Here is a 16,005-nt window from a genome sequence, read left to right as displayed (position 1 = left end):
GCGACGCAACTCCCCAGCCGAAGCCGGAGAATTGCGTTATTTCAAGGGGTTAGGCGTTTGCTGGCTGGGGCGGGAGGGATCGAACCTCCGAATGGCGGAATCAAAATCCGCTGCCTTACCGCTTGGCTACGCCCCAACACGTGACTGACGGAACGGCGGAAGAACCGGCTACCGCGGATTCCCTCCAGTCGCAGCCGGTCTATAGGGAGCGGCGCGGCATTTCAACCGCTTGGCGGGCAAAATACCACAGCCCCGCGACCCGCCCGCCACACTCTATTATGACCCGGCGATGGCGCCGTTCCGGGCCGGAGCGCTCCCCTGCCGTCCCAGCAGTTGAGACCTCCGGCGTTTCATGGGAATACGGCGCCAAGACTGTCCACGGGAGTGAGCCATGACCTACCGCGCGCCGATTAATGACATGCTGCTGTCGCTCAACCATGGCGCCGGCCTGAAGGCTGCCCTGGAGGCCGGTCATTACGGCGATTTCGACGCCGACATCGTCGCGGCCGTGCTGGAGGAAGCCGGCAGGTTCGCTTCTGACGTGCTGGCGCCGCTCAACCGGATCGGCGACGAGCACGGCATCAAGCTCGACGACGGCAAGGTCACGACCGCGCCGGGCTGGCCAGATGCCTACAAGCGCTGGACCGAGGGCGGCTGGAACGCGGTGTCCGGTCCGGAAGATTTTGGCGGCCAGGGCCTTCCGCTCGCGATCAACGCGGCCTGCACCGAGATCTGGAGCGCCTCCAACGTTGCCTTCGGCCTCTGCCCGCTGCTGACGGCGTCGGCGATGGAGGCGCTGGACGCGCATGGCAGCGACGAGCTGAAGAAAATCTATCTCGAAAAGCTCGTCTCCGGCGAATGGACCGGCACCATGCAACTGACCGAGCCGCAGGCTGGCTCCGACGTCGGCGCGTTGCGCACCCGCGCCGAACGGCAGGCCGACGGCACCTATCGCATCAAGGGGACGAAGATCTTCATCACCTATGGCGAACACGACATGACCGACAACATCGTGCATTTCGTGCTCGCACGGCTGCCGGATGCGCCGGCCGGCACCAAGGGAATCTCGCTCTTCCTGGTGCCCAAGTTCATGGTCAACGCCGACGGTTCGCTCGGCGCGCGCAACGACATCTTCGCAAGCGGCGTCGAGCACAAGCTCGGCATGCATGCATCTCCGACCTGCACCATGACGATGGGCGATCATGGCGGCGCAATCGGCTTCCTGGTCGGCGAAGAGAACCAGGGCATGCGCTGCATGTTCACGATGATGAACCAGGCTCGCCTCGGCGTGGGGCTGGAGGGCGTCGGTGTCGCCGATCGCGCCTATCAGCAGGCCCTCGCTTATGCGCAGGAGCGCAAGCAGGGCCGCGCGGTCGGCAGCAAGGGCGAAGGCTCCGAGGCGATCTTCGTGCATCCCGACGTCAAGCGCATGCTGATGCGGATGCGGGCGCAGACCGCGGCCGCGCGCACCATCTGCTACGCCACCGCGGTTGCGATCGACGTCTCCACGCGCGCGAAAGATCCCAAGGTGCGGGCCGACGCAGCCGTACGCGCCGCGCTGCTGACGCCGATGGCCAAGGCTTATTCTACCGATGTCGGCAACGAGGTCGCCTATCTCGGCGTGCAGGTGCATGGCGGCATGGGCTTCATCGAGGAGACCGGCGCGGCGCAGCACTATCGCGACGCGCGCATCACCGCGATCTACGAGGGCACCAACGGCATCCAGGCAATCGACCTTGTCACGCGCAAGCTCGCGGCCAATGGCGGTGCCGCGGTGTGGGCGCTGCTGTCCGAGCTCTCGGCGACCGTCAAGCAAGTCGAGGCCTCCAACGATCCCGCCTTCGGCACCACGGGTGCAAAGCTGCGCGAGGCGCTCGAGGCGCTTCACCGCACCAGCAAATGGCTTCTGGAGCGTGTCGCCTCTGCGCCGAACGAGGCGCTCGCGGGTGCGACGCCCTATCTCCAGCAATTCGGCGCCACGCTCGGCGGCTGCATGTTGGCATCCGAAGCGCTCGCCGCGAAGGCGGAGGGAAATACGGACGCGCCGCGTTACGTTTCGCTCGCCCGCTTTTTCGCCGAGAACATCACGGTGCAGGCGGCAGCGCTGGAGCGCACGGTCACGGAGAGCGCAGAGTCGGTCGCGGCGGCGGATGCGGTGTTGTTGGGATAAGCTGCTAGGATGTACGTGCCGCACATTCAGTATCGTCCCGGCGAAGGCCGGAACCCATACTCCCAGGCAGAAGTTTGACGAAGATTGGCAATTAAGCGGTCGTGCGTTACTGCGATCCGAACCCCATCGACGGATCACGCGGGATGGGTCCCGGCCCCCCGTGCGCAATTGCGCACTAGGCCGGGACGACAGCGGAATATACGGCGTGCTCCCGGCCAACTCTCAGCTCACGGACTTACCTCGACCTTCGTGCTGCGCCACTTGCTCCCGGCCGCCACAGCACGATCCCGGCCGCCACGAGATCGAGCACCACGCACATCGCGAACGCCGTCGTGTAATCGCCGGTCAGGCTGCGCACGAGGCCGACGATGCCGGGACCGAACGCGCTGACGATGCCGCTGATCGAGGTCCCCAGTCCCATTGCGGCCGCGAAGGCGGCAGCGCCGATCTCGCGCTGGATGATCAGGGGCGGGAACGTGATCATGTTGCCGATCGAGAAGCCGTAGACGGCGCAACATATCAGCAGCACCGTCGGGCTCGTGCTCTGCACGATGACGAACAGCGCCGCCGCCTGGCTCGTCATCGAGGCGGCGCTTGCGAGCCGCGGATCGAGCCGGTCGACGAACAGGCCGAGCGACAGGCGGCCAACCACTGCCATCGCCGCCATGATGGTGACCGCAAGGCCCGCGGCATAGCGGCCGATCAGCGGCTCGAGAAACGTCACTTGGTGGACGATGAAACCCATCTGCGCGAGCAATGCGATCGCGAACGGCAGCACCATGGTCCAGAACGCCGCCTGGGCGAGCAGCGCCTTGCGCGAATGGGCCGGTGCGGCCGCGCCGCCACCGGAAGGACGGCCGCCCGAATCCGGCGACATCTCGGCCGGCCAGCCGGTGAAGATGACCACCACCGGCAACACCAGCACCACCATCGCCATCGTGACCGCCAGCATGGCCGAGCGGAAGCCGATGCTGCCGGTCAGCGTCAGCAGCAGCGGCACGAGGACGATCCCGCCGCACGTCGCGCCGTTGAACGCAAGGCTGAGCGCGAGCCCGCGTCGCCGCTCGAACCAGGAATTCAGCACGGTTGCGATCACGACGGTGCCCATGCCGGTCCAGCCGACCGACATCAGCGCGTAGGCGAGATAAAGCTGCCAGGGCGTCTGCATCAGCGCCAGCATCACCGTCGATGCCCCGAGCGCCGTCAAACCGCACAGGATCAGCGATCTCAGCCCGATACGCGCCAGGAGATTGTCGGTGAAGATGACGAGGACGGAGGTCAGCAGAAACGAGAAAGTGCTGGCGGCGGAAACCAGCGTGCCCGGCCAGCCATGCGCGCGCTGGAGCTCCGCAAGATAGACGCCCTGGCCGTAGAGGCCGAAGCCGAACATGAAGAAAGCCATCAGGAAACAGGCCAACACGACGCGCCAGCCGCGATAGTGCACCGAGGATTCGTCAATGCCCGTTGTGGCAATCATCAATCAAGCAATCGACCAAATGGAAACGAGACAGGACATCGTGCCGCACAACCAACGGTTTTTCAATCGAAACATTGTAGCCGATTGTTGCAGCACGAAATACCGCGTAAAGTATTGCGTTGGCACCATCCATGGCGGGTCGGTTCCCGGGACAAATGCAGCCATGGCGCAAGCACCAAGCGTCTGTCTCACGGAATTGCCACGAAAAGGTTGAGCGAGCGCATTGGCACGTCCGTGGGATGATGTAGGCTGAAGCCAGCGAGACTCGCGGGAGGCAAGCGCTGCGGTGGCGCGGGGGGCATTCATGCCGAACGGTAACATCGTCGTCACCGAAGAGCGCGCGACGCGCGTGATCACATTGCGCCGGCCAAGCAAGAAAAACGCGATCACACAGGACATGTATCGCGAGATGAGCCGCGCGATCGACACCGCGCAAGACAATCCCGAGATCCGCTGCATGATCATCACCGGCGGCTCCGGCGTGTTCACTGCCGGCGACGATATCGATGATTTCATGCAAGCCGGGGAGGCGAATTCCGAGACGCTGACGGACGGAGCGCGCTTCCTCTACTCGCTCGCCCTCAACGTCAAGCCGATCATCGCGGCCGTGGACGGCGCGTCGATCGGCATGGGCACCGTGATGCTGTTCCATTGCGACTACGTGCTCGCCTCCACCGCCGCGACCTTCTCCGCGCCCTATATCCATCTCGGGCTCGTGCCGGTTGGCGCTTCCAGCCTGCTGATGCCGAGCACGATGGGGTACCAGCGCGCCTTTGCGATGCTGGTGATGGGACGGACCTTCACCGCCGCGGAAGCCCACGCCGCAGGCTTCGTCAACACGGTGGTCTCGTCGGGACATACCGAGGTCGAGGCCCGCAAGGTGGCGCGCGAGATCTGCAAGCTGCCGGCCGAGGCGGTTGCGACCTCTCGCAAATTGCTGCGCGCCCCGCCGGAAGAGCTCACCCGCCGCATCGACCAGGAGAGCCATTTGTTCGGCGAGCGGCTGAAATCGGACGAAGCCGTCGCTGCGTTCAATGCGTTCGCGAACAGGAAGCGGCGGTGAGATTATCGCTATCGTCATTCCGGGGCGCGACAAAGTCGCGAGCTACGATGCGCAATTGCGCATCTGAGAATCCATCGATACACCAAGCTTGTCGCCCGATAGATTCCGGGCTCGCGCTACACGCGCCCCGGAATGACGGGTAACAAGCCTCGTGAAATCTTCGCGCGGAGCGTCTAATCTTAGTTCCATGCGACATCTTCTCCGCCTGACCATTTCCGCCCTCGCGCTCGCCGCTGCCCTGCCCGCTGCGGCCCAAGCCGCAGCCCCCGTCGAGCTGCGCATCCTCGCGATCAACGATTTCCACGGCAATTTGCGGCCGCCGCCCGGCGGCATCCGCATCGGTGATCCCGAGGACAAAGCCAGGAAGGTGATGGTGGCGGCCGGCGGGGCCGAGTACATGGCGACACTGGTCAGGCAATTGCGCGAGGGGCGCCGGAACACGATCTTCGTTGCCGCCGGCGACCTGATCGGGGCAAGCCCGTTCTTGTCGGCGATGTTTCACGACGAGCCCTCGATCGAGTCGCTCTCGATGATGGGGCTTGCGATCAGCTCGGTCGGCAATCACGAGTTCGACGAGGGCAAGGCGGAGCTGCTGCGGATGCAGAACGGCGGCTGCCATCCGGTCGACGGCTGCCAGGGGCCGCATCCCTTCACGGGCGCGAAATTCCACTATCTCGCAGCCTCCACCGTCGAGACCGCGACCGGCAGAAGCGTGCTGCCGCCCTACGAGATCAGGGAGTTCGACGGCATCCCCGTCGCCTTCATCGGACTGACCTTGAAAGGCACAGCCGGCATCGTCTCGCCCGCCGGCATTACCGGTCTCGAATTCCGCGACGAGGCCGAGACGGTGAACGCGCTCGTGCCGCAACTGAAGGCACGCGGCGTGGAAGCCATCGTGGTGCTGATCCACGAAGGCGGCGAGCCGGCCGGCGACTACAATGACTGCCCCGGCATCTCCGGGCCGATCGTCGAGATCGTCAAAAAGTTCGACCGCGCCGTCGACGTCGTCGTCAGCGGCCACACTCATCGCGCTTATGTCTGCAACATCGACGGGCGGCTCGTCACCAGCGGCGACAAATACGGCACGCTGGTCACCGCGATCGATCTCAAGCTTGATCCGGCAACGCGCGATGTCGTCAGCACCAGGGCCGAGAACGTCATCGTCGCCAACGCCTCGCTGCCGAAGGATCCCCAGCAGACCGCGCTGATCGAGGCCTATGACAAGCTCGCCGCCCCGATCGCCAATCGTCCGGCCGGGTCGGTGACGCAGACGCTGTCGCGCGTGCCGAACGAGGCAGGCGAAAGCGCGCTCGGCGACGTCATTGCGGACGCGCAGCTCGCGGCGACGAAGGACACCAAGGATGGCGGCGCTGTCATCGCGCTCACCAATCCCGGCGGCATCCGCACCGACATCGTTCCGAAGGAGAATGGCGCGATATCCTTCGGCGATGTCTTCGCGAGCCAGCCGTTCCGCAACCGCCTCGTCACCGTGACGCTCACAGGGAGCCAGCTCAAGGACATGCTGGAGCAGCAATGGCTCGATCCGAAGCGGCCACGGATCCTCCAGGTCTCGAACGGGTTCAGCTACACCTGGGATGCGTCAAAACCGCTCGGCGAGCGCGTCGCTGCCGAGACGATGACGCTCAACGGCAGGCCGATCGAGCAGTCCACCGGCTACCGCGTCACCCTCAACGATTACCTCGCCGTCGGTGGCGACGGCTTTACGGTCGCCAAACAGGGCAACTCGCCGCAATATGGCGGTTACGATGCGGACGCGCTGTTTGCCTTCTTCAGGGCGCACGGACCGATCGGCCCACTGCCGCCCACCCGCATTCTTCGCGTGAATTGATCTGGCGCAAACGGGCCGGAACGGGACCGCCATTTGCCATTTAACGCCAAGCGCATAGATTGGGTCTTGCATTGCGTTTTGGCGCCGGATGCGCCAAGCGACATCAAGAGCCCGCATCCCATGAGCCCGACCTGATGAGCACGCTTCTCCTCTCCCACAAGGCCTGCCTCGACCACGTCACGCCGCCGGGGCACCCGGAAAGGCCCGACCGCCTGCGCGCGGTGGAGGAGGCGCTGTCGCATGAGCGCTTTCAGTTCCTGGTGCGCGACCAAGCGCCGGAGGGCGATCTCGACCTCGTCACGCTCTGCCACAACGAGCATTACGTCACCGAGTTGCGCCACATCGCGCCGACCAGCGGCCAGGTCTATGTCGACGGCGACACCTCGATGTCCCCAGGCACCTGGGAGGCGGTAATGCGCGGCGTTGGCGGCGCGGTCGCCGCGACCGAAGCGGTGATGGCCGGCGAGCACCGCAACGCCTTTGTCGCGGTGCGCCCGCCCGGACATCACGCCGAGATCGGCAAGCCGATGGGCTTCTGCTTCTTCGACAACGTCGCGATCGCGGCGCGCCATGCGCAACGCAAATATGGCATCAAGCGCGTGGCCATCGTCGATTTCGACGTGCATCACGGCAATGGCACGCAGGACATCTTCTGGTCGGATCCGACCGTGATGTACTGCTCGACCCACCAGATGCCGCTGTTTCCGGGCACGGGCGCGCGGGACGAGCGCGGCGACCACGAGACCATCGTCAACGCGCCACTCGCCTCCGAAGACGGCGGCCCCGAATTCCGTATCGCATTCGAGAACTTGATCCTGCCGCAACTGACGAAGTTCAGTCCCGAGCTTCTCATCATCTCCGCGGGCTTCGATGCGCATTACCGCGATCCGCTGGCCTCGCTAAATTTGCGTGCCGAGGATTACACCTGGGTCACGCGCAAGCTGATGGACCTCGCCGACAAGAGCGCAGAGGGCCGAATTGTTTCGGTGCTTGAGGGCGGCTATGATCTGCAAGGATTGAAAGAATCTGTTACGGCGCATGTCGGCGCCCTGATGGGCGCCTGAAAACACCCGCCACATTACGCCCGCAAAACCCTGCTCTTCTGCAGGGAAGCGAATCGGGCAATCGGAAACGGATATGGCCGAAAATACTCAAGTCGACGTCTCCAGGCTCACCTTCGAACGTGCCATTGAGGAGCTCGAGACGATCGTGAAGCGGCTGGAGGACGGCAAGGTGCCGCTCGAGGAATCCGTGACGATCTACGAACGTGGCGAGGCCCTGAAGCGCCGTTGCGAGGAGCTGTTGCGCCAGGCCGAGGCGCGGGTTGACAAGATTACTACCGATGCCAGCGGCCAGGCCACCGGCACCGCGCCGCTCGACGTGCAGTAAGGCCCGTTTGTCAGTGCCGCCCATTTCGGGCGGTAACCGCCCGCAATTTTTGATGATCATGTGGGGTTCCGCTCGCGGAAGATCCGCGACGCACGATCTGCTTGGTCGCGGTTCGCGTCCCAAGAGGCTTCCAGCTGGTTGAATCCGCCCCCAAACGGCCTCGCGCTCGCCTAAAAGCCTGCCAAGGAACCGGGCAGGATTGGAACCTCGCCTCCCGCGCCAGGATTAACTAAACTGGCCTGAGGGTTGCACCTGCATGGCCGTAGTCGGTCCTGCGGGTTGGCTTTGGCCCAAGGTTTGGTGTAAAGCTGCGCGGAGTGTGGCTTTTTGTAAGCCTTGCGTGGGCATCGATTGCCGACGACAAGTGCCTCAAATCGCTAATGAAATTGGCTGGGATGGACGAAGCCGATCTAAGTGACAGGGATCACAGAGGCTGAACCGGAGCGCACTTAAGCTCACCTAAGCTTGAAGAGGGGGTTCTGGCCCCATGCAGGTGGCTCCGACGGTTTAAGGACTCGCGCTGCGCCGATATTGTGCAAACCCATCGCGCACCGGAATGACCTTCCGGCGCTGACAAATTGGAAATCGCCGTGAACGCATACAGTAAAACGCCGCTTCTCGACACCATCCGAACGCCGGACGACCTACGCAAGCTCAAGATCGAGCAGGTTCGCCAGGTCGCCGACGAACTGCGGCAGGAGACGATCGATGCCGTCTCGGTGACCGGCGGTCACTTCGGGGCGGGCCTCGGCGTTGTCGAGCTCACCACCGCGATCCATTACGTCTTCGACACGCCGCGCGACCGGCTGATCTGGGACGTCGGCCACCAGGCCTATCCGCACAAGATCCTCACCGGCCGGCGCGACCGCATCCGCACACTGCGCACCGGCGGCGGCCTGTCCGGTTTCACCAAGCGCAGCGAGAGCGATTACGATCCGTTCGGCGCCGCGCATTCCTCGACCTCGATCTCCGCCGCCCTCGGCATGGCCGTGGCGCGCGACCTCTCCGGCGGCAAGAACAACGTCATCGCGGTGATCGGCGACGGCGCCATGTCGGCCGGCATGGCTTATGAGGCGATGAACAATGCGGGTGCGATGAACTCACGCCTGATCGTCATCCTCAACGACAACGACATGTCGATTGCGCCGCCGGTCGGCGCCATGAGCGCCTATCTGTCGCGACTCTACTCCGGCAAGACCTATCGCACGCTGCGCGAGGCGGCCAAGCAGATCAACAAGCGGCTGCCCAAGATCCTCGCCAACCGCGCCAACCGCGTCGAGGAATATTCCCGCGGATTCATGATGGACGGCGGCACGCTGTTCGAGGAGCTCGGCTTCTATTACGTCGGCCCGATCGACGGCCACAACCTCGACCATCTGCTGCCCGTTCTGAAGAACGTCCGCGACATGGAGACCGGCCCGATCCTGGTCCACGTCGTGACGCAGAAGGGCAAGGGCTACGGTCCGGCGGAAGCCTCCGCCGACAAATATCATGCGGTCGTCAAGTTCGACGTCGCGACCGGCACCCAGGCCAAGGCCAAGCCGAACGCGCCGGCCTATCAGAACGTGTTCGGCCAGAGCCTCGTCAAGGAAGCCGAGAAGGACGACAAGATCGTCGCGATCACTGCGGCTATGCCGTCCGGCACCGGCGTCGACATCTTCAACAAGGCATTTCCGGACCGCACTTTCGACGTCGGCATTGCCGAGCAGCACGCGGTGACCTTTGCTGCCGGTCTTGCCAGCGAAGGCTACAAGCCGTTCTGCGCGATCTACTCGACCTTCCTGCAGCGCGGTTACGACCAGATCGTGCATGACGTCGCGATCCAGAACCTGCCGGTCCGCTTCGCTATCGACCGCGCCGGCCTCGTCGGCGCCGACGGCGCGACGCATGCCGGCTCGTTCGACAACGCCTATCTCGGTTGCCTGCCGAACATGGTGATCATGGCTGCAAGCGACGAAGCCGAGCTCGTGCACATGGTCGCAACCCAGGTCGCGATCAACGACCGTCCGAGTTCGCTGCGCTATCCCCGCGGCGAAGGCCGCGGCATCGAGATGCCGGACGTCGGCGTTCCCCTCGAAATCGGCAAGGGCCGCGTGGTCCGCGAGGGCAGCAAGATCGCCCTGCTCTCCTTCGGCACGCGTCTGGCCGAATGCGAGAAGGCGGCCGACGAGCTCGCAGCCCACGGCCTCTCCACCACGATCGCCGATGCGCGCTTCATGAAGCCGCTCGACACCGAGCTGGTGCTCAAGCTCGCCCGCGACCACGAGATCCTGATCACGATCGAGGAAGGCGCGGTCGGTGGTTTCGGCTCGCATGTCGCGCAGTTCCTGACCGACCAGGGCGTGCTCGACAGCGGCCTCGTGCGCTTCCGCACCATGGTGCTGCCCGACGTGTTCCAGGACCACGACACCCCGGCCGCGATGTACGCCCGCGCTGGTCTCGATGCCAAGGGCATCGTCGCCAAGGTGTTCGAGGCGCTCGGCAAGGACGTCAAGGCCGAGACGGTCAAGCTGGCCTGATTATCGGCCAGACGCTGCCCGCACCTCTCCCATAGAGAGAGGTCGGATTGCGAAGCAATCCGGGTGGGGGGGGGTAGAGGTCCCACGTGAGAGCGTAACCCCTCACCCGCGCCTTCGGCGCGACCTCTCCCAATGGGAGAGGTTTTGCACTTCCGATGCCGCAGCAACTCCACGCCTCTTCGACCGGTGATCCCATGAAAATCTATCTGGCAGGCCCTGACGTGTTCCTGCCGGATGCGGTCGAGATCGGTCGCCAAAAGGCGGCGATCTGCGCTCGCTTCGGGCTCGTCGGCCTCTACCCCCTCGACAACGCCATCGACCTCGCCGCCGACGATGCCTCGCGGCGGATCTTTGCCGGCAACGAGGCGATGATGGATCAGGCCGACGCCGTCATCGCCAACCTCACCCCGTTCCGCGGCGCCGGGGCCGATCCCGGCACCGTCTATGAACTCGGCTACATGGCCGGCCGCGGCAAGTTTTGTCTGGCCTATTCCAACGACGGCGCCGTCTATACCGACCGCGTCCGGCGCTTGATGGACGTTACATCCGAGAACGGGCGGCTGGTCGATGCGCAGGGGCTGACCGTCGAGGACTTTGGCCTCCCCGACAATCTCATGATGATCCATGCGCTGGAGCTGCATGGCTGCCCGCTGGTGACGCCGGCGGCGATGCCCATCGACGTCTGGCATGATCTTGCCGCGTTCGAAACTTGCGTCCGGATGGCGGCCGCGCGAGCGATCACTACATAGTCAGTCGTCTCCGGAGAGCGTGATGTCCCCTCCCCGCAAGCGCGCGGATGTTCTGCTGGTCGAGCGCGGCCTGTTCGAAAGCCGGGCGCGGGCGCGCGCGGCGATCGAGGCCGGGCTCGTCACCGCGAACGACAAGCCGGTTTCCAAACCGTCGGAGACGGTCGCAGAAGATGCAGTGATCCAGGCCGAGCCGGCGCATCCCTATGTCTCCCGCGGCGGCGTCAAGCTTGCCAGCGCGCTGGAGCGCTATCCGATCGAGATCGAGGACCATGTCTGCCTCGACGTCGGTGCATCCACCGGAGGGTTCACCGAAGTGCTGCTCGCCAACGGCGCGAGCCTCGTCTTCGCAGTCGACGTCGGCACCGCGCAATTGCATCCCTCGCTGCGCGGGCATCCAAAGATCATTTCGATGGAGGAGACGGATATCCGCAGCTACGAAGGCAAGCGGCTGCCGGCGCGGCCCGACGTCGTCGTCATCGATGTCAGCTTCATCTCGCTGAAGACGGTGCTGCCCGTTGCGCTCTCGCTTGCCGCGGCGCCCATGAGCCTGCTGGCGCTGATCAAGCCGCAATTCGAGGCAGACCGAAAGCACAACAAGAAGGGCATCATCCGCGACGCCGCCGTGCATCGGGAAATCTGCGACGATATCGCGGCCTTTGCCGCATCGCTCGGCTGCACCGATATCGAGGTGTTCCCTTCCTCAATTGCGGGCGGCGACGGCAACATCGAATTCTTCCTGGGCGCGCGCCGTGGTTGAGCGCGTGAAGATCGATCATGTCGGCCATCGCGGCGACGGCGTCTGCCTCGATGCAAGCGAAGCCATTTATGTGCCTTATGCGCTCGGCGGCGAGACCGTCGAGGTCGACCATGCCGCGGGCAACCATCCCGACCGCCGCAAGCTGCTTGCGGTCGATGTTGCAAGCCTGGAGCGCATCGAACCGTTCTGCCCGCATTTCGGTGTCTGCGGCGGCTGCGCGATCCAGCACTGGGCAGCCGGGCCGTACCAAGCCTGGAAACGCAACATCGTGGTCGAGACGCTGGCGCAGGCCGGCCTCGACTGCGAGGTGGCGCCGCTGGTCGATGCCCATGGTGCGGGGCGCAGACGCATCACGCTGCATGGCCGGTTCAGTACGCATGACATCCTCAAGGTGGGTTTTTCCGCCGCAAGCTCGCATGACGTCATCCCGATCCATCGCTGCCCCATCCTCGATCCCGCGCTTGAGGGGGCACTCGATGCCGCCTGGGCGCTCTCAGAGCCCCTGACGTCCAGGATGCCGGTGACAAAGCCGCTCGACATCCAGGTCACCGCCACCGCCAACGGCCTCGACGTTGACGTGCGCGGCTCCGGCCCGCTGCCGACGGCGATGGTCACGGCGCTCTCGCGCGTCGCCGAGCAGCACCGCCTGGCGCGGCTGACGCGTCACGGCGAGCTGGTGCTGCAACGCCTGCCGCCGACCCTGCAGATGGGTCGTGCCGAGGTGTCGCTGCCGCCGGGCTCGTTCCTGCAAGCAACCGTCGCAGGCGAAGAGACGCTGGCCGCGCTTGTTGCAGAACGCATCGGCAAGTCCAAGGAGATTCTCGACCTCTTCTGCGGCGTCGGCCCGTTCGCGCTTCGGCTTGCCGAGAAAGCCCGCGTCGCGGCCTATGACAACGATGCCGGCGCCATCGCCGCACTGGCAAAAGCGGCGCGCGCGCCCGGCCTGAAGCCGATCAAGGCCGAGCCGCGCGATCTGTTCCGCCGCCCGCTGGTACCGCAGGAGCTGCGCGAGTTCGATGCCGTCGTGCTCGACCCGCCGCGCCACGGCGCACAGGCGCAGGCGCTGAAGCTCGCCGCGAGCAAGGTACCGGTCGTGGTCGCGGTCTCCTGCAATGTCGCAACCTTCGCCCGCGATGCACGGCTGCTGATCGACGGCGGCTACAGGATCGAGACCGTGGTGCCGGTCGACCAGTTCCGGCACACGCCGCATGTGGAGCTGGTGGCAAGGTTCAGCCGCTGACGCGGTACCGGCCGCCCACCCTTCGATTCCTTCCGGACTGCTATGCCGACGCCTCGAATTGCGGCTGCCATCGCAGCAGGTAGGACTGCAGCGAACGTACGGCGATCGCCAGTAAAATCCCAACGAACATCATGACGAAGATGGCGACCATCATCTCGCTGGCATTGGCGCGCGCCTCGGCCTCGATGATGAGCTTGCCGAGCCCGCGTTCGGCGCCGATGAACTCGCCGACGATGACACCGATCAGCGCAAAAGACACTGCCGGCAGCAGCGAGGCGAACACCCAGGCCAGTGCGGAAGGAACCACGACGGTGCGCAGCACGGTGAATTCGCTGGCGCCCAGCAGACGGGCGGCGGCGATCTGGTCGCGGTCGACCGCACGTGTTCCCTCGAAGGTGTTGAAGAACACCACGAAGAAAACGACGAGCCAAGCGGTGGCGATCTTGGAGAGATCGCCGAGGCCGAAGATCAGGATGACGAGCGGCACCAGCGCGATGCGCGGTATCGAGTTGAGCGCCACGACGTAGGGCCCGAACACGCGGGCAAGAAAGTCCGAACGGCCGAGGAGCAGGCCAACCGCGATGCCGCTCGCTGACCCGAAAAGAAAGCCCCACCAGGTGTTCTTCAGCGTGACGAGCGTGGCGACCCACAAATTGTTGTCGTTGCCGCTGATGCAGGCGGCAAAGCCGGCGGAATCGGCAAAGCAGCCAAGCCGCAAGAAGCTCTGCCAGATCAACGATGGCTTGGCGACGAAATACGGGTCCAGGATTTTCGGAACATAGGCCTTCGGCAACAGCGCCCTGCTCCATTCAAACCCCCACTGCCAGACGACGAGAACCAATACGAGAATGGCCAGTTGCCAGAACAGGACGGCGGTACGGCTGTTGGACATGGTTAGTCGGCCTTGGTGCGGCGCAATTCTTCGCCGAGGGAATGCCAGATGTGAGAGTAGAGGCGGCCGAATTCGGCGGTCTCGCGCACGCCCACAGGATCGCGCGGCCGCGGGATGGCGACGTCGAAGTCTTCCTTGAGCCTGCCGGGCCGCGCCGAGAGCAGGATGATGCGGCTCGCCAGCGTCAAAGCCTCGCCGAGATCGTGGGTCACGAACAGCACCGTCTGCCGCTCGCGTTCCCATATCTCCAGCAGCGTCTTGTGCATTTCGAGCTTGGTGTGGGTGTCGAGCGCGCCGAACGGCTCGTCCATCAGCAGGATCTCGGGCTCCAGGATCAGCGTGCGCATCAAGGCGACGCGCTGGCGCATGCCGCCGGACAGCATGCGGGGAAAGCTCTGTGCAAAACCGGAGAGCCCGGCCTTCTCGACCGCCGAAGCGACGCGCTCGGCGCGCTCGGTCTTTGATAGCCTCGCAATCTCCAGCCCGTAGCCGATGTTCTGCTCGACGGTTCGCCAGGGAAACAGCGTGTCGCGCTGGAAGACGTAGCCGACCCTGGGGTTGACCTTGCCGGTCTCAACCGTCTCCTCATCGATCAGGATGTGTCCGCCCGAGCGCGGCAATAGCCCCGCGACCATGTTGAGGATGGTGCTCTTGCCGCAGCCGGATGGACCGAGCAGCGCGACGAATTCGCCCTGCTTCACCTCGAAGGAAACGTCATCGACCGCCACGAACTCACGGCCGGACGCGTTAAAGCGCTTGGTGAGACCTCGCACCGCAATTCGAGTGCGCGGCGCGGCTCGTTCATCCTCTTCTCGCGCGAGCGCGAAGCCCGGACCTGGCGCGACGATCATTTGTATTTTGCCCTGGCCGCATGGAGGAAGCTCATGTCGACGACATCCTCGTATTTCGTCTCGGGAATATCGGTTCCCTTGCGGTGCCAGGGCTTTGCGCCGCGTTCGAACGAAGACTTGTCGATGACACCGTCATAGGCCCACGTCGACTTGTCGAAGCCGAGCTCGGCGCTGACCGCATCAGGGTCGATGCCCGAGAAATATTTGGGCGTGACCAATGCCTGCACGTCGGCGAGCGGCGTCGCCTTCACGAAAGCCATCGCGCGGTGGATCGCGTTCACGTAGGCCTGCACCATCGCCTTGTCCTGCTCGATCGTGTCCTGGAGCGTGTAGATCACGAGCACGGGCAGCGTCCCGCCGAAATCCTTCTCGAATATGCCGGGCTTGGAGGTGTCGTAGATCGTCCTGCCAAAGCCCTTCTTCTCGACCTCGACGATCCAGCTTGGCGGCGCCATGATGCCGTCGAACTGCTTGGTCTGCAGCGACGGAAACATCGTGTTGGGCCCGCCGCCAGCGACCCAGTTCACCCTGTCGCCGAGCCCGCGCGTTTCGAACACATAGGTGCCGAACACCCAGGTGCCCGACCCGATTGCGGTGGCCGCGACGATCGGCTTGGCGCCGTCAGACCGCTTGTACTCGGCGAGCTTCTCGACCGAATTGACACCGCTGTCGTAGAGGTCCTGCCGGACCATGATGTTGGCGTAGGAGCACACCATCTCGGTCGCGAGCAGGATCTTGCAGGGCTTGCCGCGCGCACTGAGCTGGAGCGGATGGCTGGCATCGCCGTGCGCGAACTGTGCTTGTCCCGCCGCCAGTGTCTGGCGACCGAATGTTCCGGCGTTACCGGTGACGAGCTTGGAGTCAAGACCTTCGTCCCTGAAGTACCCCTTCAGCTCAGCGATCATGCCGATGGCGTAGACCGGCGAAACCGGCCCGAAGGCAAGCGATACCTGCTTGGTCTCGGCGCAGAGCTGCCTGGGCAACATCGATGCGCCGGCCAAGGTGGAGCCCGCGATCAGCGCCTGGCGCCTGGTGATGTTCATGTGCTC

At 64.6% G+C, this 16,005-nt stretch carries 13 protein-coding genes and 1 tRNA gene; 9 read left to right on the top strand and 5 right to left on the bottom strand.

The features are described 5' to 3' along the window. Positions 1–61 precede the first annotated feature (61 nt). A tRNA-Gln gene (locus FXV83_RS23065) sits at positions 62–136 on the bottom strand. Positions 137–391: 255 nt separating this feature from the next. On the opposite strand from FXV83_RS23065, the gene FXV83_RS23060 reads away from it, so the two are divergent. Beyond that, positions 392–2,170, top strand: coding sequence for an acyl-CoA dehydrogenase family protein (locus FXV83_RS23060; protein WP_148741665.1), 1,779 nt, complete (start codon positions 392–394; stop codon positions 2,168–2,170). Between the two features lie 235 nt (positions 2,171–2,405). On the opposite strand, the gene FXV83_RS23055 is transcribed toward FXV83_RS23060, so the two are convergent. Beyond that, positions 2,406–3,647 carry an MFS transporter gene (locus FXV83_RS23055; RefSeq protein ID WP_148741664.1) on the bottom strand — a complete coding sequence of 414 codons (1,242 nt, stop codon included), beginning with the start codon at positions 3,645–3,647 and terminating at the stop codon, positions 2,406–2,408. Between the two features lie 304 nt (positions 3,648–3,951). Between FXV83_RS23055 and FXV83_RS23050 the strand changes: the two genes are divergently transcribed. The 8 genes from FXV83_RS23050 (at position 3,952) to FXV83_RS23015 (ending at position 13,213) form a co-directional block, all read left to right on the top strand. Further along, positions 3,952–4,710: an enoyl-CoA hydratase-related protein gene (locus FXV83_RS23050; RefSeq protein WP_148741663.1), complete on the top strand. Its 759-nt coding sequence runs from the start codon at positions 3,952–3,954 to the stop codon at positions 4,708–4,710. A 187-nt stretch (positions 4,711–4,897) separates the two neighbouring features. Next, positions 4,898–6,559: a bifunctional metallophosphatase/5'-nucleotidase gene (locus FXV83_RS23045; protein ID WP_148741662.1), complete on the top strand. Its 1,662-nt coding sequence runs from the start codon at positions 4,898–4,900 to the stop codon at positions 6,557–6,559. 134 nt (positions 6,560–6,693) lie between these two features. Beyond that, entirely contained in the window at positions 6,694–7,623 is a 930-nt protein-coding gene (locus FXV83_RS23040) for a histone deacetylase family protein (protein ID WP_148741661.1), read from the top strand. Positions 7,624–7,696: 73 nt separating this feature from the next. Beyond that, positions 7,697–7,948: an exodeoxyribonuclease VII small subunit gene (locus FXV83_RS23035; protein WP_008132970.1), complete on the top strand. Its 252-nt coding sequence runs from the start codon at positions 7,697–7,699 to the stop codon at positions 7,946–7,948. A gap of 590 nt (positions 7,949–8,538) precedes the next feature. Next, the gene (dxs, locus tag FXV83_RS23030; RefSeq protein ID WP_148741660.1) at positions 8,539–10,467 is read left to right on the top strand and encodes a 1-deoxy-D-xylulose-5-phosphate synthase; all 1,929 of its coding nucleotides are present in this window, start codon (positions 8,539–8,541) and stop codon (positions 10,465–10,467) included. 194 nt (positions 10,468–10,661) lie between these two features. After that, positions 10,662–11,216 (top strand): nucleoside 2-deoxyribosyltransferase, encoded by a 555-nt coding sequence (locus FXV83_RS23025; RefSeq protein ID WP_148741659.1) that lies wholly within the window; start codon positions 10,662–10,664, stop codon positions 11,214–11,216. 22 nt (positions 11,217–11,238) lie between these two features. Further along, positions 11,239–11,973: a TlyA family RNA methyltransferase gene (locus tag FXV83_RS23020; protein ID WP_187436092.1), complete on the top strand. Its 735-nt coding sequence runs from the start codon at positions 11,239–11,241 to the stop codon at positions 11,971–11,973. Then, positions 11,966–13,213 carry a class I SAM-dependent RNA methyltransferase gene (locus FXV83_RS23015; RefSeq protein ID WP_148741657.1) on the top strand — a complete coding sequence of 416 codons (1,248 nt, stop codon included), beginning with the start codon at positions 11,966–11,968 and terminating at the stop codon, positions 13,211–13,213. The genes FXV83_RS23020 and FXV83_RS23015 overlap by 8 nt, the downstream gene beginning before the upstream one ends. Positions 13,214–13,253: 40 nt before the next feature. On the opposite strand, the gene FXV83_RS23010 is transcribed toward FXV83_RS23015, so the two are convergent. From FXV83_RS23010 to FXV83_RS23000, 3 genes are read right to left on the bottom strand one after another with little or no spacing between them, the layout of a single operon-like run. Beyond that, positions 13,254–14,105: an ABC transporter permease gene (locus FXV83_RS23010; protein WP_148741656.1), complete on the bottom strand. Its 852-nt coding sequence runs from the start codon at positions 14,103–14,105 to the stop codon at positions 13,254–13,256. 2 nt (positions 14,106–14,107) lie between these two features. Continuing rightward, a complete protein-coding gene (locus tag FXV83_RS23005) occupies positions 14,108–14,956 on the bottom strand; it encodes an ABC transporter ATP-binding protein (RefSeq protein ID WP_148741655.1) in 849 nt (282 codons plus the stop codon). Next, the gene (locus tag FXV83_RS23000; RefSeq protein WP_148741654.1) at positions 14,953–15,999 is read right to left on the bottom strand and encodes an ABC transporter substrate-binding protein; all 1,047 of its coding nucleotides are present in this window, start codon (positions 15,997–15,999) and stop codon (positions 14,953–14,955) included. Before FXV83_RS23000 ends, FXV83_RS23005 begins: the two co-directional genes overlap by 4 nt. Positions 16,000–16,005: the final 6 nt, after the last annotated feature.

Source organism: Bradyrhizobium hipponense (assembly GCF_008123965.1).
Taxonomy (GTDB): Bacteria; Pseudomonadota; Alphaproteobacteria; order Rhizobiales; family Xanthobacteraceae; genus Bradyrhizobium; species Bradyrhizobium hipponense.
The sequence above is the reverse complement of the archived record's forward strand: the minus strand, read 5'-3'. Positions and strand labels throughout refer to the sequence as shown.